The sequence below is a fragment of the Kitasatospora sp. NPDC004745 genome (assembly GCF_042873275.1).
Classification (GTDB): Bacteria; Actinomycetota; Actinomycetes; order Streptomycetales; family Streptomycetaceae; genus Kitasatospora.
The window spans coordinates 136071-154417 of record NZ_JBIALK010000017.1 but is presented as its reverse complement, the minus strand read 5'-3'; the positions used below and the strand labels follow the sequence as shown (position 1 = coordinate 154417).

The following is an 18347-nucleotide window of genomic DNA, read 5'->3' as shown; positions in this document are numbered from 1 at the left end:
CCCGGGCGGTGCCGCAGCAAGGAGGAATCACTGAGCATGGCAGGCACCGAATCGGAGCCCACAGGCGCACGCGACGCCTCGCTGCCGGCCCGCGCCAAGATCGCGGTCACGGCCGGCCGGGTCGCCGCCGCCGTGTCCCGCAAGGCCGGACGCGGAAGCGGCTCGGTGATCGGCGGCAAGGTCGCCCTCAGGCTCGACCCCGACCTGCTCGGCACCCTCGCCGACCACCTGGACGTCGTCCTGGTCAGCGCCACCAACGGCAAGACCACCACCACCCGCCTGATCGCCGAGGCGCTGCGCGCCGCCGGCCCGGTGGTCTCCAACGCCCTGGGCGCCAACATGCCGGCCGGCATCACCTCCGCCCTGGCCGGCGGCTCGGAGGCCCGGTTCGGCGTCATCGAGGTCGACGAGAAGTACCTGGCGACGGTCGCCCGCGACACCCGCCCCAAGGCGATCGCCCTGCTCAACCTCTCCCGCGACCAGCTCGACCGCGCCGCCGAGACCCGCATGATGGCGGAGAAGTGGCGCGAGGGCCTGCAGAACACCGAGGCCGTGGTCATCGCCAACGCCGACGACCCGCTGGTGACCTGGGCCGCCTCCTCCTGCAAGAAGGTGGTCTGGGTGGCCGCCGGACAGGCCTGGAAGGAGGACGCCTGGTCCTGCCCCGCCTGCGGCGGCGTGATGCAGCGCCCCGGCGACGACTGGTTCTGCCAGGAGTGCGGCTTCCGGCGCCCCAACCCGCACTGGGCGCTCCAGGGCACCCACGTGATCGACCCGCAGCGCGGCGCCTGGCCGATCCAGCTCCAGCTGCCCGGCCGGGCCAACCTGGCCAACGCCACCAGCTCGGCCGCCGTCGCCGCCGTGTTCGGCGTCTCCCCGCAGGTCGCGCTGGAGCGGATGCGCTCGGTGACCGCGGTGGCCGGCCGCTACGACGTCGTCCAGTACCAGGGCCGGGACATCAGGCTGCTGCTGGCCAAGAACCCGGCCGGCTGGCTGGAGACCTTCTCGCTGATCGACGGCCCGCCGACCCCGGTGATCCTCTCCGTCAACGCGCTCGACGCCGACGGCACCGACACCTCCTGGCTCTGGGACGTCGACTACGAGCGCCTCGCCGGGCACCCGGTGTTCGTGATGGGGCAGCGCAAGCTGGACCTGGCCGTCCGCCTGGAGGTCGCCGGGCTGCAGTTCCACGTGGTGGACACGCTGGAGCAGGCCGTCCGGATGGCCCCGCCCGGCCGGATCGAGGCCATCGCCAACTACACCGCCTTCCAGCAGCTGCGGAAGGTCGTGGCCGGCTGATGCCGTGCCCGCAGCCCCATCTGATCGTGACGGAAGGCCTTCGAGGATGAGTGAGAGCAGCCTGCGCGTGGTCTGGGTCTACCCGGACCTGCTCAGCACCTACGGCGACCGCGGCAACGCCCTGGTCGTGGAGCGCCGGGCCCGCCAGCGCCATCTCAACGTGACCCGCATCGACGTCCGCTCCGACCAGGCGGTCCCCACCAGCGGCGACATCTACCTGATCGGCGGCGGCGAGGACCGGCCGCAGCGACTGGCCGCCGAGCGGCTGCGCGCCGACAGCGGCCTGGTGCGGGCCGCCGAGAACGGCGCGATCATCTTCGGCGTCTGCGCCGGGTTCCAGATCATCGGCCACGAGTTCATCAACGACCTCGGGGAGCGCGAGCCCGGTCTCGGACTGCTCGACGTCTGGACCGCGCGCGGCGAGGGCGAGCGCTGCGTCGGCGACGTGCTCGCCGACGTCGACCCGCGGCTCGGTCTGCCGCAGCTGACCGGCTTCGAGAACCACCAGGGCATCACCCACCTCGGCCAGGGCGTGCAGCCCTTCGCCACCGTCAGCGTCGGCCGGGGCAACGGCACCGGCGACGGCACCGAGGGCGCCTGGCGGGACACCGTCTTCGGCACCTACCTGCACGGCCCGGTGCTGGCCCGCAACCCCGCGGTCGCGGACATGCTGATCAAGCTGGCGCTGGACGTCAACGCCCTGCCGCCGGCCGACACCACCTGGTACGACGCGCTGCGCGCCGAGCGCATCGCCGCCACGACGCGCCCCGCGTAGTACGTCCGCCCGTCCCGGCCGGGTGCCCGCGATGCGGTCACCCGGTCCGCGGACGGCCCCGGACGTACCACAATGGGGCTGCCTACTGCACACCCTCCTCGGCAGCAGGCTGCATTTCCGCGCGGGGGCGCCGACGGCGCCGCTCCCGCGTCGGCTCCTGCCCGGCCGGACGCAGGCGCCGTATGCTCGACTCCGCGGCCGGTTTCGGATGTTCTGTCCGGATCGGCCGGTCCTTCACCCCACGGCAACCTCCCCGCCACCGCGGCGTGGGGGCGCCCCGCTACGGTGTCGGCTCGTCGTCCCAGCCTGTAGTCCGGCCGTTCCTCGGTTCTGCTCGGGAGTTGCAAAGCTAATGCGTATCGGAGTGCTGACCAGCGGCGGTGACTGCCCCGGCCTGAACGCGGTGATCCGTTCCGTGGTGCACCGGGGGGTGGTCGACCACGGCGACGAGATCATCGGGTTCGAGGACGGGTGGCGCGGGTTCCTGGAGGGCCACCACCGCCCCCTGACCCTGGACTCGGTGAGCGGCATCCTCGCCCAGGGCGGCACCATCCTCGGTTCCTCCCGGGTGCAGCCCAGCCACCTGCGGGACGGCGTGGAGAGGGCCAAGAAGTACTGCTCGGACCTCGGCCTGGACGCCGTCATCCCGATCGGCGGCGAGGGCACCCTGAAGGCCGCCAAGCTGATGAGCGACGCGGGCCTGCCGATCGTCGGCGTGCCGAAGACCATCGACAACGACATCGCCGCCACCGACGTGACCTTCGGTTTCGACACCGCCGTCTCGGTCGCCACCGAGGCCCTGGACCGGCTCAAGACCACCGCGGAGTCCCACCAGCGGGTCATGGTCGTCGAGGTCATGGGCCGGCACACCGGCTGGATCGCGCTCAACGCGGGCATGGCCGCCGGTGCGCACGCCATCGTCGTCCCGGAGCGCCCGTTCCACATCGACGCGCTGACCGCCGTCGTCCGCGAGCGCTTCGACCGGCAGAAGAAGTTCGCCATCGTGGTCTGCGCCGAGGGCGCCAAGCCCGAACCCGGCACCATGCACTGGGAGGAGGGCAGCAAGGACATCTACGGCCACGAGCGGTTCACCGGCATCGCCACGCAGCTCTCCCGCGAGCTGGAGCACCGCCTCGGCAAGGAGGCCCGCCCGGTGATCCTCGGCCACACCCAGCGCGGCGGCACCCCGACCGCCTACGACCGGGTGCTCGCCACCCGCTTCGGCTGGCACGCCGTCGAGGCCGTCCACAAGGGCGCCTTCGGGCACATCACCGCGCTGCAGGGCACCAACATCAACCTGGTGCCGCTGGCCGAGGCCGTCGCCGAGCTGAAGACCGTCCCGCAGGAGCGCTACCTGGAGGCGGAGACGGTCCTCTGACCGCTCCGCACCGGACGCACGGAGGCCCCCGCACCGCTGCGGGGGCCTCCGTGCGTCCGGCAGGCCTCCCGGGCGGTTCCCCCACTAACGTGACCGGTGGACCGGACCACTCGTGGAGGGACAGCCGATGGACATCCTCGCGTACGGCGTGCAGGCCGACGAACAGCCCCTGCTGGAACGGGCCTTCGGCGGCCGCCACGCACTGCGCTGCCTGACGGTCTTCCTCGACCGCGACACCGCCCCGCTCGCCGCCGGCCACCCGGCCGTCAGCAGCAGCGTCAACGCCGTCCTGGACGCCGAGACCCTCGCCGTCCTGGCCGCCGGCGGCACCAGGCTGATCGCCCAGCGCTCCACCGGCTTCAACAACATCGACCTGGACGCCGCCGCCGACCTCGGCCTCACCGTCGCCCGGGTCTCCCACTACAGCCCGTACGCCGTCGCCGAACACGCGTGGGCCCTCGCGCTGGCCGTCAACCGCCGCCTCACCCGCGCCGCCACCCGCACCCGCGAGTTCGACTTCCGCCTCGACGGCCTGCTCGGCCGCGACGTCCACGGCATGACGGTCGGGGTGATCGGCACCGGCAAGATCGGCGAGTGCTTCACCCGGATCGCGGCCGGGTTCGGCACCGAGCTGCTCGGCTGGGACATCGTGCAGAACCCGGCCTGCCTCGACCTCGGCATGACGTACACCGAGCTGCCCGAACTCCTGGCCCGCGCCGACCTGGTGAGCCTGCACGTGCCGCTGGTGCCCGCCACCCACCACCTGATCGACGCGACCGCACTGGCCCGGATGAAGGACGACGCCATCCTCGTCAACTCCAGCCGCGGCGGCCTCGTCGACAGCGCCGCCCTCGTCGAAACCCTCCGCGCCGGACGCCTCTCCGGCGTCGGCCTGGACGTCTACGAGGAGGAGACCGGCGTCTTCTTCACCGACCGATCCGTCCAGGGCGTCACGGACGACGTGCTGGCGCGGCTGGTCACCTTCCCCCAGGTCGTGGTCACCTCCCACCAGGCCTACTTCACCAGCACCGCGGTGGGCCAGATCATCGACGCCACCGCCCGCAACGTCGACGACTTCGCCGCCGGCCGACGCAACGAGAACACCCTCGTCCCGAAGGTCTGACCCGACGGGAAGCCCCGCGTGCACCCCGGCCGGAGGGCGGCTCGACGACGGTGACGGGCCCCGCCACCGCCGTCACGCCCGGCGGTCGAAGGCCGGGCGCCGCGGCGGTGCGCGGCGCTCCTATCCCCACTGGACCCAGTAGGTGTGTGCGTCGTCGGCCGGGGTGTCCGCGGTGGAGGACGGCTCCGTCCAGCGGGCGCCGGTGACGGTGAGCCCGGCGGGGACGCTGACGGTCGCGGCCTGGTCGACGGACCGGCCGGCGGCGACCGTCCCCGGGGCGTGCGGGCGGCAGGTGGGTGACTCGACCGCCTGCCGCGCCCCGGCGCCCACGACGTGTGCGGTCGTGACGGTGCCGTCCGAGAGCACCCCTTCCATGAGGAGCGCCGGTCTGCCGTGGACGGTCTGGTGCTGCACACCGCCCAACAGGCCGCCGGTGAACGTCTGCCTCGTGTTGACGTTCCACGCCGCGACACCGTCGGTCCGCAGTTGGGCGGGCATCTCCTCGGCGCCGAGGTTGGTCGTCGTGAAACGGACGCAGTAGAGGGCGTCGCCGCCACCCGGGCCGGCCGGTCCCCCGACCGGAGCGATGGAGGTGACGGTGACGCCCAGGGTGGTTCGGACGAAGGAGCTGTGCCGCGGGTCGGAGCCGGTGTCGTAGATGAAGGGGATCCTGGCCGTCTCGCCCTGCGCCATGACGGTGCCGGAGGCCGTCTCGTCCTTGCGCAGCGGATGCACGTCGGCCGGAGGGTCGCGCCACAAGCGGTCACCGGTCATGTAGTAGCCGCCGACGGCGACGGCGGCTACGGCCAGGACGGCGGAGGCGCCGGTCAGCACGGCATTCCGCCGGCCGCGGCGCGGGCGGGGGGCGTAGGCCGGCGCGGCCGTGGCGGGCGACGTGGGCGGCGGGGTCTCCGGGCCTCCGGGCGGCGGATCCCCGGGTGGCGGGTCGGCTGATGCCGGCCCGGCTTGTGCCGGACCGGGGGCAGTGGACTCGGACTCGGACTCGGACTCGGACTCGGACTCGGACTCGCTGCCGCGCGGGACCAGCAGCGCGAGCGCCGCCGCCGCGGTCGCAGGCCGGTCGGCCGGATCCTTCGCCAGCAGGTCCAGCACGAGCCGGTCGAGGTGCTCGGGGATCCCCGGGCGCTTCGTGCTCGGCGCGGCGGGCGACTGGCCGATGTGCTGGTAGAGCAGCGAGGCGACACCGGCGGTGGTGTCCACCCAGCCCGCGCCGGTGAGCAGTTCGTACAACACGCAGCCGAAGGAGTACAGGTCGGTGCGCTGGTCGGTGGGCCGTCCCTGGATCTGCTCCGGGGCCATGTACAGCGGTGTCCCCGCGATGCCGCCGGTCGAGGTGATCCGGGTGGCGTCGGCGAGCCGGGCGATGCCGAAGTCGCAGACCTTCAGCCGGCCGTTCGCCAGCAGGAAGAGGTTGGCGGGCTTGATGTCGCGGTGGGTCACGCCCTGCTCGTGAGCGGCGCCCAGCGCGTCCAGGATCTGCCGGCTGAACTCCGTCACCTGCTCGATCGGGACGCCGCCGGGGTGCCGGGCGACCACCGCGTGCAGGTCGCGCCCCCGGAGCAGTTCCATGACCAGGAAGAGCAGGGTGCGGCCGTCCTCCTCGACGTGCTCGTCGATGTCGAACACCGTGGTGATGCCGGGGTGGTCGAGGTTGGCCGCGATCTCCGCCTCCCGGCGGAACCGGGCGACGGCGGCGCGATCGGTCGCGGCGGCCGGCGACAGCGTCTTCACCGCCACCGGCCGGTGCAGCCGCTCGTCCTGGCCTCGCCAGACCTCGCCCATGCCGCCGCGGCCCAGCGGCTCCTGGAGCAGGTACCGCCCGGCCAATCGCATGCCGCTCCGCACGATCATCCCCCGATGAACAGACCGTATGACTGATGGATGTTCACGTTTCGGAGGAGAGCATCTCACCCCCGACGCCGACACGGGCCATGACCGCCGTGACGGCGGCGGTGGGGACGGCGAGGGCGCACCGGCAGGCGCTCGCGGCGGTGACGAGGGCGACGTGCCGGAGGACGGTGGCCAGGAGGGTGCTCCGGTGGGGGGTCGTGGCCGGGGCCCGGTCGTGGCCGCCGCCGGTCCGAGCGGGCCCGGGCACGCGCCACGCCCGGCCGGGGATCCCCGGCCGGGCGTGGCGGCACACCGCTGGTCGACGGACGGTCGACCCGGCGCGGGTGGCGGTCGGTGCCACCCGCGCGTGGGCACGGTCAGGCGGTGACGTGGTACCAGTAGCCGCCGGTGCGCAGGGTGACGTAGTGGACGTCGGTGCCGGTCTCCTTGGCCTCGTACATCATGTCGGCGCCGGTGGCGGAGTCGGTGCCGGCGTAGAGGACGACGTGGGTGGTGTCGTGGGGGCCGGTGCCGAAGTACTCGACGTCGCCGGGGCGGCGCTGGGCCTCGGTGATCGGGGTGAGGTGCTTGTCGAGGGTCTGTTCGGTGGTGTCGCCGCCGTTGGCGAGGTCGATGCCGGCGCCGAACCAGAAGGCGGCCCGGACCAGGCCGGAGCAGTCCAGGCCGGCGGTGGTGTCGGCCGGGCAGGGGTGGATCGAGCCGGTGTAGCCGTCGCAGGTGCCCAGGGACGGGCCGGGGCCCTCGCCGCGCAGGGAGTGCCCGCCGCCCCACACGTACGGGACGCCCAGGTACGACTTGGCCGCGTTCAGCACCTTCGTCGCGTTGACCGGGCCGCTGGGCAGCGGGGCGGGGGTGCTGCTGTAGAGGGCGTTCTTGACGGCGGCGCCGACGATCCCGTCGATCACCAGGCCGTGCGAGGCCTGGAAGTTGCGCACGGCGGTGTCGGTGGCGGGCCCGAACCGCCCGTCCGCGACGAGGCGCCCGGCCTTGAAGGTGTTGAGCAGCGTCTGCAGGGTGGAGACGCACGGCCCGGAGGCGCCGGTCCGCAGGGTCCCGCACTGGGTGCGCAGGTCCACGGTGCCGGAGGCGGCGGTGGCGGCCGCGTCGAGCGCGGTCTTGGTGGCCGGGCCGACGATGCCGTCCGCGGTGAGGTCGTGGGCGCTCTGGAAGGTGCGGACGGCGGTGCCGGTGGCGGGGCCGAACTGGCCGTCGACGGTGAGGGCCGGGGTGGCGCCGGTGAGGTTGAGTTCGGTCTGCAGCTGGGTGACGCAGCCGTCGGCCTCGCCCTGCTGGATGTTGGCGGGGCAGGCGGCGGAGGTGAGCGGCAACGGGGCGGGCGCGGTCGCGGCGGAGGCGACGGAGGCGGTGTACGCGCCGACGCCGGTCAGCGCGGCCGCCAGGGCCAGGCCCAGCGACAGCCGGCGCCGGGCAGGCAGGAAGGTGGTCACAGAAGGCTCTCCAGGTTCGTGATGTTTCGTCAGGGCAGCGGAGCAGCACGCTCCCCCGGCGCGCGATCGTCTCGACGGGTGGGCCTGGCGCCCCCCTCGCCCCTTCTCCCGACCGGTGGCGGGCCGTCAGTCAGAGGTGGGAACGAAGGCGCCGGGGACGGTGACGGCGGGGCGGGCCGCGCCGGCGGCGACGGCACCACGCTGGAACAGGTTCTCGGTCATGGAAGGTCCCCCCCCACAGGAGTTCGGATCGCCAGGGCCCACCGGGGCAGGGGCCGCACGTGACGGGCGGCGGTCCCCGTTTCCCGACAGGAGCCATCCTCGACCGTGCCGGACCCGTCCCACCAGGGAAGCCCGTCCCTGGGACGTCCCGGGTCCGTCAGAGGACGCCGACGTGGTCCGGGGCCGGGCCCAGCGCCGGAACGGACGCGCGTCGGCGGCGGGAGGGCGGGCGAACGGCCGCGAGGGAAGCTCCGCTGCTCGCCGTCCGGCTGCCGATCAGCCGCTCGGGCGTCCGACCCCGTTCCCCGGCGTGGTGATGACTGACCGTCAGGCTATCCGGGCGGTCGTATGCCGCCCGGGACGACACGGCGTGGACGGACCCGGCCGCGGCCACCGGGTTGCCGGGCGGCTACGGCACCTGGGTGCCCCTCGGCAGGTCGAGCTCCGCCCGGACCGCCTTCCCGAAGGCGGTCCGGCAGGCCCCCACCGGCGGCACAGGACGTTGATCAGCTGCAGTCCGCGCCCGCCCTCGTCGCTCAGCGAGGCGTGCTGGATCTGCGGCAGGTCGGGGCCCCGGTCGGACACCTCGATCACCAGGCGGTCATGCCGGAGCAGCCGCAGCGGCCCGACCGCGCGACCGTGGCGCAGGGCGTTGCCGGCCATCTCGCTGACCACCAGGTCGGTCGGCTCCCATCCGGCCAACTGGTCCCGTACCAGGCGGCGAGCGGTGCCTGCGGCCGAGGCGGCGGGACCCGGTCGGTCGCACGGCGCGGCCGACCCGGTCAGCCGGTCCGGGCCGCGACGTCCGCCGCGGCCCGGACGAACTCCCGCACCCGGGCGGTGGTGTTGCTCTCCAGCCAGACCGGTCCGCGTTCGATCGGCGGCACGTCGCGGATCGGCACGTAGGCGATGTCGGGCCGGGGGTAGTAGCGGCGGGCGTGCTCGCCGACCGGCAGGACGCCCCGGCCCATCGCCACCAGGGTGAGCATCTCGGAGAGGGAGTCGCCGGAGGGCCCCTTCGGGACGGGCCGCCCGGACGGCGTGCGGTCCGGGGTGCGGTCCTGCTTGAAGGTCACCGAGGTCACGGCCGGGTACTGCACCACCGGGTGGTCCGCGAGCACCTCGATCGACACCGACGCCTCGCCGGCCAGCGGGTGTCCGGCGGGCACCGCGAGCACCCGGCCCTCGGTGAGCAGCGCGGGCCCGCGCGCCATGCCGTCGAAGGGGTACGAGGCGATGAGGACGTCGACGACACCGTCCAGCAGGCCCGAGCGGGAGTTGGAGAGGTGGGCCTCGCGGACCTCGACCCGGCAGTCGGGGTGGCGTTCGCCGAACAGGGCGACGACCTCCAGCAGCACCGGCGCCATCCACTCCCCGAGGAAGGCCACCCGCAGCTCGCCGGTGACCCCGCGGCTCGCGTCCACCGCCCGCCGGAGGGCCGCGTCCAGACCGGCCACCAGGGGTGCCAGGTCGTCGGCCAACTGCCGCCCCACGGAGGTGAGCCGGACGCTCCGGCTGGTCCGCTCGAACAGTGCTCCGCCGATCCGCTGCTCCAGCTTGGCGACCACCTGGCTGACCCGCCCGCTGGTGAGCCGCAGGCGTTCGGCGGTGCGGCCGAAGTGCAGTTCCTCGGCGAGCGCCAGGAAGATCTCGATCTCCAGCCGTTCCAGCACGTCCCCCCTCCTCCTCGCCCGATTGATTAATCGCGCTAATTGATCGTATGGCGATCGGCTCTTGATGCCCCCGACGCGGCACGGAATCGTGGAGCCCGTCACCCCGGCCGGGGATCACCGGCCCGGGACGGAACCCACCCACGGAGCTGTGCACCATGCGCGTCAAGGCCTTCGACCACCTGGTCCTCAACGTCGGCGACGTCGAACGGTCCCTGGCCTTCTACACCGGCCCGCTCGGCCTGGAGCCGGTCCGGGTCGACGAGTGGCGCGCCGGGAAGGTGTCCTTCCCGTCCGTACGGGTCGGCCCGGAGACGATCATCGACCTGGTCGACCGCGCCCGCGGCGGCTCCAACGTCGACCACTTCTGCCTCACCGTGGAACCGCTGGACTGGCAGGAGGTCATCGACGCGGGCACCCTCACCGTCCTCGAGGGCCCCGTCCCGCGCTACGGCGCACGCGGCAGCGCGACCTCGGTCTACGTCCAGGACCCGGACGGCAACACCGTCGAGCTCCGCTGGTACCCGGAGGACGCCGCCTAGGCGGCACCCCGGGCCGGTCCGACGCCCCCGGCCGGGGGGGGGGGGGGGGGGCGCCCCCCCCCGGGGGGGGGGGGGGGGCCGGCCCGGCGCGCCGGGGGGGGGGGGGGCGGGGGCGCGCCCGCCCCCGGCGGGCGGGGGGGGCCCCCGGGCCCGCCCCCCCCGCCCCCCCCCGGCGCCCCGCCCCCCCCCCCGGCCCGGGGGGGCCCCCCCCCCGCGCCGGGGGGGGGGGGGCGCCCCCCCCCCCCCCCCCGGCCGGGGGCGAGGTCGTGACCGAGGGCCCGCGCGCCCGGCGGGAGTCGTCAGACACGCGCCAGGGCCCGGCGGTACCAGGGCACCGCCGCGGCGAGGCCCGCCAGCGGGCCCGGGCCGGGCGGGCAGGCTGCGAGGCGCCAGACGTCCTCGCTCCGGTACCAGTGGTCCCGGGCGATCAGCGCGAACTGGCGCTCGGAGACCCGGCCGGGGGCGGCGGCGAGCAGGCGGCGGCACTCCTCCCAGGAGGTGTCCGGGCCGTCCGCCGCGGGCAGCAGGCCGAGGCCGGCCAGGGCGTCGAGCAGGTCGCCGGCCCGGACCGGCTCGGGGTGGCTCGCGTGGTGCACACCGGACGGGACGGCGTGGTCGTCGAGGGCGAGGACGGTGATCAGCCGGGCCAGGTCCTCGCGGTCCACCAGCGAGAGCCGGGCGCGCCCGCCCTCCCAGCGCCCCGGAACCCGACGGACCAGCTCGGCCAGTGCGGGCACCACCCAGCGGTCTCCCGTGCCGGTCACCAGGCCGGGCCGCAGCACGACGGCGCCGGCCGCGAGCGCGTGCCGCTCGGCGAGCAGCCTGGTCCGGCTGGCCTCGGAGTGCGGGGCGGGCACCACCCCGTCGACCTCGACGCCGTCGTGCGGCCCCACGCCGTAGACGGCGGCCGTGGAGAGGTGGACGATCCGGTGCACCCCGGCCCGGCCGGCCGCGGCGGTCACCGCCGCGGTGCCGCGCACGTTCACCGCCTCGCACTCCTCGGTGCCGCCGGAGACCCGGGAGGCCAGGTGGAGCAGCACGTCGGCGCCCTCGCAGAGCGCGGTCAGGGCCGCGCCGTCCGCGAGGTCGCCCGGCACCCAGTCGGTGGCGCCCCGCTCGTCCGGCACCGTGCGGGCCAGCGCGCGCACCCGGACGCCCCGGGCGTCGAGGGCGGCGCGCACGGCGGAGCCGATGAAGCCCGTCGCCCCGGTCAGCGCGACCGTGGGCCGGGCCGCCCCGGCCCGCCCCGGCCGCTCCCCCGCCGGCGGTTCCGGTACGGACCGCCCGGACCCCGCCCGTTCCCGTCCAGCCGCCATGCGTCCGTCCTCCCCGTCGACCGTCCGGCCAGTCTAGCCAGCCGCCGGGCGGCCTCCCCGCGGCCTGCGCCGACCCGGACGGAGGGGGGCGGGGCACGGCCCGGGGTAAGGCCCACCTAGGCTGTATGCCAAGCAAAACGGGCGAACCGGACCCATTCCAGGGGCCGCGCGGACGGAAAGCAGGACCCGCCGATGGGCGACGGAATGTCAGGAATGCACCACCACGGCGGGATGACCCGACTAGGCCCCTTCAGCCTCTCCAACGTCTGGACCTGGTCCCCCGACTGGGTGTTCCTGCTGGCCGGCCTGGTCGCCCTGGCCCTGTACGCGGTGGCCGTGGTCCGCCTGCACCGGCGCGGCGACCGCTGGCCGGTCGGCCGGACGGTCGGCTGGGTGGCCGGCGTCGGGACCCTGCTCCTGGTCACCTGCACCGGGTTGAACGACTACGGCATGGTGCTGTTCAGCGCGCACATGATCCAGCACATGGTGCTGTCCATGCTGACGCCGATCCTGCTGCTGCTGGGCGCCCCGATCACGCTGGCCCTCCGTGCGCTGCGGCCGGCCGGCAAGGGCCGCCCGCGCGGCCCGCGCGAGCTGCTGGTGGCCCTGCTGCACAGCCGTTACGTCCGGGTGGTCTCGCACCCGGCGTTCACCATCCCGCTGTTCATCGCCAGCCTGTACGGGGTCTACTTCACCCCGCTGTTCGACTTCCTGATGCAGTACCGCGCCGGGCACATCTTCATGATGGTGCACTTCCTGCTCACCGGTCTGGCCTTCTTCTGGCCGATCATGGGCGTGGACCCGGGCCCGCACCGCCCGGGCCACGTGATGCGGATCATCGAGCTGTTCATGGGCATGCCGTTCCACGCCTTCTTCGGCGTGGCGGTGATGATGGCCGCCCATCCGCTGGTCACCACCTTCACCACGGAGGGCGCGCCGCCCGGGACGGACCTGCTGGAGGACCAGAAGCTGGCCGGCGGGATCACCTGGGCCTTCGGCGAGATCCCGACCGCGATCGTGCTGATCGCGCTGGTGTACCAGTGGATGGGGTCGGAGCAGCGGCAGGCCCGCCGCCGGGACCGCGCCGAGGACCGCAGCGGCGACGCCGAGCTGGAGGCGTACAACGCCTACCTGGCCTCGCTGCACAAGCGCGACCGACGCCCGGCCGACGCCCCGGCCGCGCCGTCCTCGCCGGTCACGCCGTCCACCCCGGCGGCCGAGACGGGCTGAGCACGCCCCCTCCTGCCCCCTGCTCGGCGGAACCCCCGTCTCCCGCGCGGAACGGGGGTTCCGCCGTACGCGTTCACCGGGGTATGCACGTCCTGCTGCTCACCGCCGCCCTGCTCGGCGGGTACGCCCTGGTCTGGGTGCTCGGCTTCGTCGGCCGGGCGCTCTGGCAGCGACGCCGCCCCGCGCCGCTCGGCGCCGACTTCGTGGTCGTGCTCGGCGCCGCGCTGGACGGCTGCGAGCCCGCGCCGCCGCTCGCGGCCCGGCTGGACACCGCGCTGAAACGTTTCGCCGCCGAGGAGGCCGCCGGCCACGCCCCCGTGTTGCTGGTCACCGGCGGGAAGGGCCGGCACGAGAACTGCACCGAGGCCGCGGCGATGGCCCGCCACCTGATCGCCCGGGGCGTCCCGGCCGGACGGATCCGCCGCGAGGAACGGGCCGTCAACACCACCGAGAACCTCCGCTTCAGCGCCGCCCTGATGGCCGCCGAGCGGCCCGGCTACCGGTGCACCGTCGTCACCAACGGCTTCCACACCGTCCGCGCCGCGCTCGCCGCCCGCCGGGCCGGCGCCCCCGCCCGGATGCTCGCCGCGGACGGCCTGCTCGCGCACGGCCCGTACGCGCTGCTGCGGGAGGCGGTCGGCACCGCGCTGGCCCACCCCCGGGCCAACGGCGCGGCCGTCCTGCTGCTGACCGGCACCGGGGCGGCCCTGGGCCTCGCCTAGGGCACGCGGCACAGGCCGGCGGCCCCGGACGCACGACACGGGCAGGCCCCCGGATCCACGAGGGATCCGGGGGCCTGCCCGCGGTTCAGCCCGAGCGGTCTCAGCCGAGGTTGCCGAGCGCCTCGTTGAAGGTCTTCGACGGGCGCATCACGGCCGCGGCCTTGGCCGGGTCCGGCTGGTAGTAGCCGCCGAGGTCGACCGGCGAGCCCTGGACGGCGATCAGCTCGTCGACGATGACCTGCTCCTGCTCGGTCAGCGCCTTGGCCAGGCCCTCGAACGCCTGGGCCAGCTCGGCGTCGGCGGTCTGCTTCGCCAGCTCCTGGGCCCAGAACAGCGCCAGGTAGAAGTGGCTGCCGCGGTTGTCGATGCCACCGAGGCGGCGGCTCGGCGACTTGTCCTCGTTGAGGAAGGTGCCGGTGGCGCGGTCCAGGGTGTCGGCCAGCACCTGGGCCCGGGCGTTGTCCGTGGTGGTGGCCAGGTGCTCGAAGCTGGCGGCCAGCGCGAAGAACTCGCCCAGGCTGTCCCAGCGCAGGTAGTTCTCCTTGACCAGCTGCTGGACGTGCTTCGGGGCGGAGCCGCCGGCGCCGGTCTCGAACAGGCCGCCGCCCGCCATCAGCGGGACGACCGACAGCATCTTGGCGCTGGTGCCCAGCTCCAGGATCGGGAACAGGTCGGTCAGGTAGTCGCGCAGCACGTTGCCGGTCACCGAGATGGTGTTCTCGCCGCGGCGGATGCGCTCCAGCGAGAACGTGGTGGCCTCGACCGGGGACTTGATCTCGATCTGCAGGCCGGTGGTGTCGTGCTCCGCCAGGTAGGTCTTGACCTTCTCGATCAGGACGGCGTCGTGGGCGCGGGTCCCGTCCAGCCAGAACACCGCCGGGTCGCCGGTGGCGCGGGCGCGGGTGACGGCCAGCTTGACCCAGTCCTGGATCGGCAGGTCCTTGGTCTGGCAGGCGCGGAAGATGTCGCCCGGCTGGACGGCCTGCTCCAGCACCACGTCGCCCGCGGCGTCGACCAGGCGGACGGTGCCCGCCGTGGCGATCTCGAAGGTCTTGTCGTGGCTGCCGTACTCCTCGGCCTTCTGGGCCATCAGACCGACGTTCGGCACCGAGCCGATGGTCGCCGGGTCCAGGGCGCCGTGGGCGCGGCAGTCGTCGATGACGGCCTGGTACACGCCGGCGTAGCTGCTGTCGGGCAGCACGGCGAGGGTGTCGGCCTCCTGGCCGTCCGGGCCCCACATGTGGCCGGAGGTGCGGATCATGGCCGGCATCGAGGCGTCGACGATGACGTCGCTCGGGACGTGCAGGTTGGTGATGCCCTTGTCCGAGTCGACCATCGCGAGGGCCGGGCCCTCGGCGAGCTCGGCCTCGAAGGAGGCCTTGATCGCGGCGCCGTCGGCCAGCGCGTCGAGGCCGGCGAGGATGCCGCCGAGACCGTTGTTCGGGTTCAGGCCGGCGGCCGTCAGCGCCTCGCCGTACTGGGCGAAGGTCTTCGGGAAGAAGGCGCGCACGACGTGGCCGAAGACGATCGGGTCGGAGACCTTCATCATGGTGGCCTTGAGGTGGACCGAGAACAGCACGCCCTCGGCCTTGGCCCGGGCGACCTGGGCGGCCAGGAACTCGTTCAGGGCGGCGGCGCGCATCACCGAGGCGTCGACGACCTCGCCGGCGAGCACCGGGACCTTCTCGCGCAGCACGGTGGTGGTGCCGTCCTCGCCGACCAGCTCGATGCGCAGCGCACCGTCGGCGGCGATCACGGTGGACTTCTCGGTGGAGCGGAAGTCGTTCTCGCCCATGGTGGCGACGTTGGTCTTGGACTCGGAGGTCCAGGCGCCCATGCGGTGCGGGTGGGTCTTGGCGTAGTTCTTCACCGAGCCCGGGGCGCGGCGGTCCGAGTTGCCCTCGCGCAGGACGGGGTTGACGGCGCTGCCCTTGACCTTGTCGTAGCGGGCGCGGACGTCCTTGTCCTCGTCGGTCCGCGGGTCGTCCGGGTAGTCCGGCAGGGCGTAGCCCTGGGCCTGCAGCTCGGCGATGGCGGCCTTCAGCTGCGGCACGGAGGCCGAGATGTTCGGCAGCTTGATGATGTTGGCGGCCGGGGTCTTGGCCAGCTCGCCCAGCTCGGCGAGGGCGTCCCCGATCTGCTGGCCCTCGGCCAGACGCTCCGGGAAGCTCGCGATGATCCGCCCGGCCAGGGAGATGTCGCGGGTCTCCACGCGCACACCCGCGGTCGAGGCGTACGCCTGGACCACCGGCAGGAACGAGTAGGTCGCCAGGGCCGGAGCCTCGTCGGTGTGCGTATAGATGATGGTCGAGTCAGTCATCGGTACTCCGCTTCACGTCTCCAACGTCTTGACGTCAAGATATCTCGTCACGGGCCCCTCGCTCCACCTCCCCCCGCCCCGGAGCGCGCGCCGGGCGCCCCGGGGGCGCGGCGACGGTCAGTCCCACCGTGGTCCCCGAGCGGGCCCGGGGCAAGCGGAGGGCGGTCAGACCTCGGCGAACCTGGCCTCGAGCGCGGCCTCGTCGGCCAGGAACCAGAGCTGGTCGCCGCGGTTGCTCTCCCGGACGAAGTCGCGCAGCGCGTCGCTCGCGGCGACGTGGGCGGCGACGTCGCCGAGCACGACCAGGCCGACCCGGTAGTTGACGAACTTCTGCACGATGCCGCCGGCGACCCGGGTGCGCAGCGCGAAGAAGTCGGGGTGCAGGCGGGCCGCGGGGACGACCACCCAGGTGGCGCCGCGGCCGAAGGCGTCGCCGATCACGTCCAGGGCGTCCTGCTCCCCGCGGATCGGCGCACCCTCGGCGGGCAGACGCAGGACCGTCCCGTCGGTGAGCGGGGACGCCGCCGCCGGGCGGTCCCCCCGCCCCGGCTGTACGGGCTGCTGCACGGACTGCTCAGACATGGCCGTTCTCCCTGGTCAACGAGTCGATGATGGCGAGCAGCGCGGCGGTGTCGGCCGGGTCCCCGAGCACGACCACCCGCAGGGTCTCGCGCTCGGCGTCGTGGACGGTCTCGACGTGCAGCGGGCGGCCGCCGTCGCGCGGTCCGGCGATCGCGGCGAGCACGGTGGTGGTCAGCCGGTCCACGGCGAGCCGCCCGACGCCCTCGATCCGGACGACGGCGGACACCTCCACCCGCGGCGCGGCGGCGGTGTCGGTCCGCCCGGCGGGGGCGCCGGTGAGGGCCTCCAGGTCGGCGCGGGCGATCCGGTACTGCTTGCCGATCCTGGTCGCGGCGAGCCGGCCGTCGCGGATGTAGCCGCGGACGGTCCGGACGTGCAGGCCGAGCAGTTCGGCCACCTGTTCCACGGAGTAGTACTGCGCCACCTGCGGCCATCCTCTCGAACTTCCCTATCATCATGCAAACTACCATCCGATGGGGATGTTTACGGAAGTATGTGGAGTGGTGTAGTCCACTCGGGTGAGCCGACCGTCAGGACTGCGTCAAGGCACCACCCCATTCGGTCAACGCCGCGTCAGGACCGGCGACGCCCGGCGAAACCCGGCCTAGCGTCGAAGCAGCAGTTCCGGCAGGCCCACCACTCCACCCGGGAGCACCCGCATGGCCCGCGTCGTCTGGCACGTACCGGTCACCGTCTCCGGCACCGGCGGCACCACCGCCCTCCGCCTCTTCCGCCTGCGCGACGGCCGCCGCTGCGCCGTCGGCTTCTCCTCCCCCGAGGCCCTCGCCGCCCTCCTCGGACCGGCCCAGCCGTACACCGAGCTCGCCGAGCCCGCGCTGCGCGACCTCGTCGCCCCGCTTTGCGTGGACACCCTCGTCCTCGACCCGCGCCTGGTCGCCCCGCCCGTCGCCGCCCCGGCCGGACCGCCGGCCACCGCCCCGACCGCACAGCTCCAGCACCGGTGACCGCCCTCCACCTGGTCACCGGGGGCCCGGAGCAGGAGCGGCCGGAGCCGGCCCGGACGCTGCACGCGCTCGCCCGGGTCAGCCACGGGCCCGTCCCGCTCGACTTCGACGCCCTGGCGGCGGAGCACCCGGCCGTCCGGGGCGGCCTCGCCCTCGCCGGCGACGCCGACCTGGAGCTCCGGCTGGCCTGCACCGGGCCGGAGGAGTTACGGGAGGTGGCCGCCGCGCTGCAGCGCGCCGGCGCCGCGAAGGTCCGGATCGACCTGGTGCTGCGCACCCTCGCCCCGGCCCCGGTGGTCCTGCGGCCGGTCCCGTAAGAGGTGTCTCGTGGATCAGGGCCCCGGCGGTGATCCAGACACCCCGTAGCACCGGCGGCCCGCCGGGGCCACGTGACGCACGACACGCGCCCGAGTCGCGGCTCCGGGGCCGCCGAGCGGCCGGCGACCCTCCGGAAGGCGGCCCGGGCGCGCCCCGGGGCGGCACTAGCGCGGCCCGTTCCACACCGCCCCTGCGAGGGGCCGGCGACCCTGCGAGGAGCCCGTACATCTCGCCAAGAAGCAAGCAGCGAGGGGCAATTGGCGCAATCGCGGCGAACCGCCGCCGGCCGCCCGGGCGAGCGCCCCGACGGACGGCGGCGCATCGCTATGCGGCGATCACCATTTCCATGTATCACCCGGGGCGTCCATATTGCCGCCTCGGGGGCCGATGCTCAATTCACGCTCAAATACTGAACCTACTCACCGGTCACGTAACACACACATGAACAGATAGCCCCCTACCTGCAGGGATATCCGGCAAAGTAAGTAAACATTCAGTAATGAAATCTGTGCAGAGGTCTATGAATAGCCCTACTGTGTGGCAACTCTCCGCGCTCCGTCGTCTG

17 protein-coding genes are annotated in these 18347 nt (G+C 74.1%); 9 read left to right on the top strand and 8 right to left on the bottom strand.

Annotated elements, in window-relative coordinates:
• The first annotated feature begins 36 nt into the window (after positions 1–36).
• The 4 genes from ACFYUY_RS25710 (at position 37) to ACFYUY_RS25695 (ending at position 4575) form a co-directional block, all read left to right on the top strand.
• On the top strand, positions 37–1299 hold the full coding sequence (locus tag ACFYUY_RS25710; RefSeq protein WP_387904011.1) for a MurT ligase domain-containing protein: 1263 nt from the start codon (positions 37–39) through the stop codon (positions 1297–1299).
• 46 nt (positions 1300–1345) lie between these two features.
• Positions 1346–2074 (top strand): glutamine amidotransferase, encoded by a 729-nt coding sequence (locus ACFYUY_RS25705; RefSeq protein WP_360218358.1) that lies wholly within the window; start codon positions 1346–1348, stop codon positions 2072–2074.
• Positions 2075–2426: 352 nt separating this feature from the next.
• The gene (locus ACFYUY_RS25700; protein WP_360218361.1) at positions 2427–3452 is read left to right on the top strand and encodes a 6-phosphofructokinase; all 1026 of its coding nucleotides are present in this window, start codon (positions 2427–2429) and stop codon (positions 3450–3452) included.
• A gap of 127 nt (positions 3453–3579) precedes the next feature.
• Complete coding sequence (locus ACFYUY_RS25695; RefSeq protein ID WP_387904008.1) at positions 3580–4575, top strand: 2-hydroxyacid dehydrogenase; 996 nt, start codon at positions 3580–3582, stop codon at positions 4573–4575.
• A 120-nt stretch (positions 4576–4695) separates the two neighbouring features.
• Here ACFYUY_RS25695 and ACFYUY_RS25690 read toward each other — a convergent pair whose 3' ends face one another.
• The 4 genes from ACFYUY_RS25690 to ACFYUY_RS25675 form a co-directional block, all read right to left on the bottom strand.
• Positions 4696–6429, bottom strand: a complete 1734-nt coding sequence (locus tag ACFYUY_RS25690) for a serine/threonine-protein kinase (RefSeq protein WP_387904005.1) — start codon at positions 6427–6429, stop codon at positions 4696–4698.
• 52 nt (positions 6430–6481) lie between these two features.
• Positions 6482–6694, bottom strand: a complete 213-nt coding sequence (locus ACFYUY_RS25685) for a hypothetical protein (protein WP_387904003.1) — start codon at positions 6692–6694, stop codon at positions 6482–6484.
• A 109-nt stretch (positions 6695–6803) separates the two neighbouring features.
• Complete coding sequence (locus ACFYUY_RS25680) at positions 6804–7895, bottom strand: peptidoglycan-binding protein (protein WP_387904000.1); 1092 nt, start codon at positions 7893–7895, stop codon at positions 6804–6806.
• Positions 7896–8899: 1004 nt separating this feature from the next.
• On the bottom strand, positions 8900–9790 hold the full coding sequence (locus tag ACFYUY_RS25675; RefSeq protein ID WP_360218373.1) for a LysR family transcriptional regulator: 891 nt from the start codon (positions 9788–9790) through the stop codon (positions 8900–8902).
• Between the two features lie 155 nt (positions 9791–9945).
• Here ACFYUY_RS25675 and ACFYUY_RS25670 point away from each other — a divergent pair, with 155 nt between their 5' ends.
• Positions 9946–10329 carry a VOC family protein gene (locus tag ACFYUY_RS25670; RefSeq protein ID WP_387903997.1) on the top strand — a complete coding sequence of 128 codons (384 nt, stop codon included), beginning with the start codon at positions 9946–9948 and terminating at the stop codon, positions 10327–10329.
• A 299-nt stretch (positions 10330–10628) separates the two neighbouring features.
• Here the strand turns inward: ACFYUY_RS25670 and ACFYUY_RS25665 are convergent, their stop codons facing one another.
• Positions 10629–11645: an NAD-dependent epimerase/dehydratase family protein gene (locus tag ACFYUY_RS25665; protein WP_360211320.1), complete on the bottom strand. Its 1017-nt coding sequence runs from the start codon at positions 11643–11645 to the stop codon at positions 10629–10631.
• 213 nt (positions 11646–11858) lie between these two features.
• Between ACFYUY_RS25665 and ACFYUY_RS25660 the strand changes: the two genes are divergently transcribed.
• Positions 11859–12875: a cytochrome c oxidase assembly protein gene (locus ACFYUY_RS25660; protein WP_387904079.1), complete on the top strand. Its 1017-nt coding sequence runs from the start codon at positions 11859–11861 to the stop codon at positions 12873–12875.
• 83 nt (positions 12876–12958) lie between these two features.
• Positions 12959–13597: a YdcF family protein gene (locus ACFYUY_RS25655; protein ID WP_360211322.1), complete on the top strand. Its 639-nt coding sequence runs from the start codon at positions 12959–12961 to the stop codon at positions 13595–13597.
• Between the two features lie 100 nt (positions 13598–13697).
• On the opposite strand, the gene ACFYUY_RS25650 is transcribed toward ACFYUY_RS25655, so the two are convergent.
• The 3 genes from ACFYUY_RS25650 to ACFYUY_RS25640 form a co-directional block, all read right to left on the bottom strand.
• Positions 13698–15917, bottom strand: a complete 2220-nt coding sequence (locus ACFYUY_RS25650) for an NADP-dependent isocitrate dehydrogenase (RefSeq protein WP_360211324.1) — start codon at positions 15915–15917, stop codon at positions 13698–13700.
• Between the two features lie 165 nt (positions 15918–16082).
• Positions 16083–16499 (bottom strand): DUF4180 domain-containing protein, encoded by a 417-nt coding sequence (locus ACFYUY_RS25645; protein ID WP_360211326.1) that lies wholly within the window; start codon positions 16497–16499, stop codon positions 16083–16085.
• Positions 16492–16923 carry a helix-turn-helix domain-containing protein gene (locus ACFYUY_RS25640; RefSeq protein ID WP_387903994.1) on the bottom strand — a complete coding sequence of 144 codons (432 nt, stop codon included), beginning with the start codon at positions 16921–16923 and terminating at the stop codon, positions 16492–16494. The genes ACFYUY_RS25645 and ACFYUY_RS25640 overlap by 8 nt, the downstream gene beginning before the upstream one ends.
• 235 nt (positions 16924–17158) lie before the next feature.
• Here ACFYUY_RS25640 and ACFYUY_RS25635 point away from each other — a divergent pair, with 235 nt between their 5' ends.
• Together ACFYUY_RS25635 and ACFYUY_RS25630 are read left to right on the top strand one after the other, a co-directional pair.
• Positions 17159–17464: an SAV_915 family protein gene (locus tag ACFYUY_RS25635; protein ID WP_387903991.1), complete on the top strand. Its 306-nt coding sequence runs from the start codon at positions 17159–17161 to the stop codon at positions 17462–17464.
• The gene (locus ACFYUY_RS25630; RefSeq protein WP_360211332.1) at positions 17461–17781 is read left to right on the top strand and encodes a hypothetical protein; all 321 of its coding nucleotides are present in this window, start codon (positions 17461–17463) and stop codon (positions 17779–17781) included. Before ACFYUY_RS25635 ends, ACFYUY_RS25630 begins: the two co-directional genes overlap by 4 nt.
• The last annotated feature ends 566 nt before the right edge of the window (positions 17782–18347 follow it).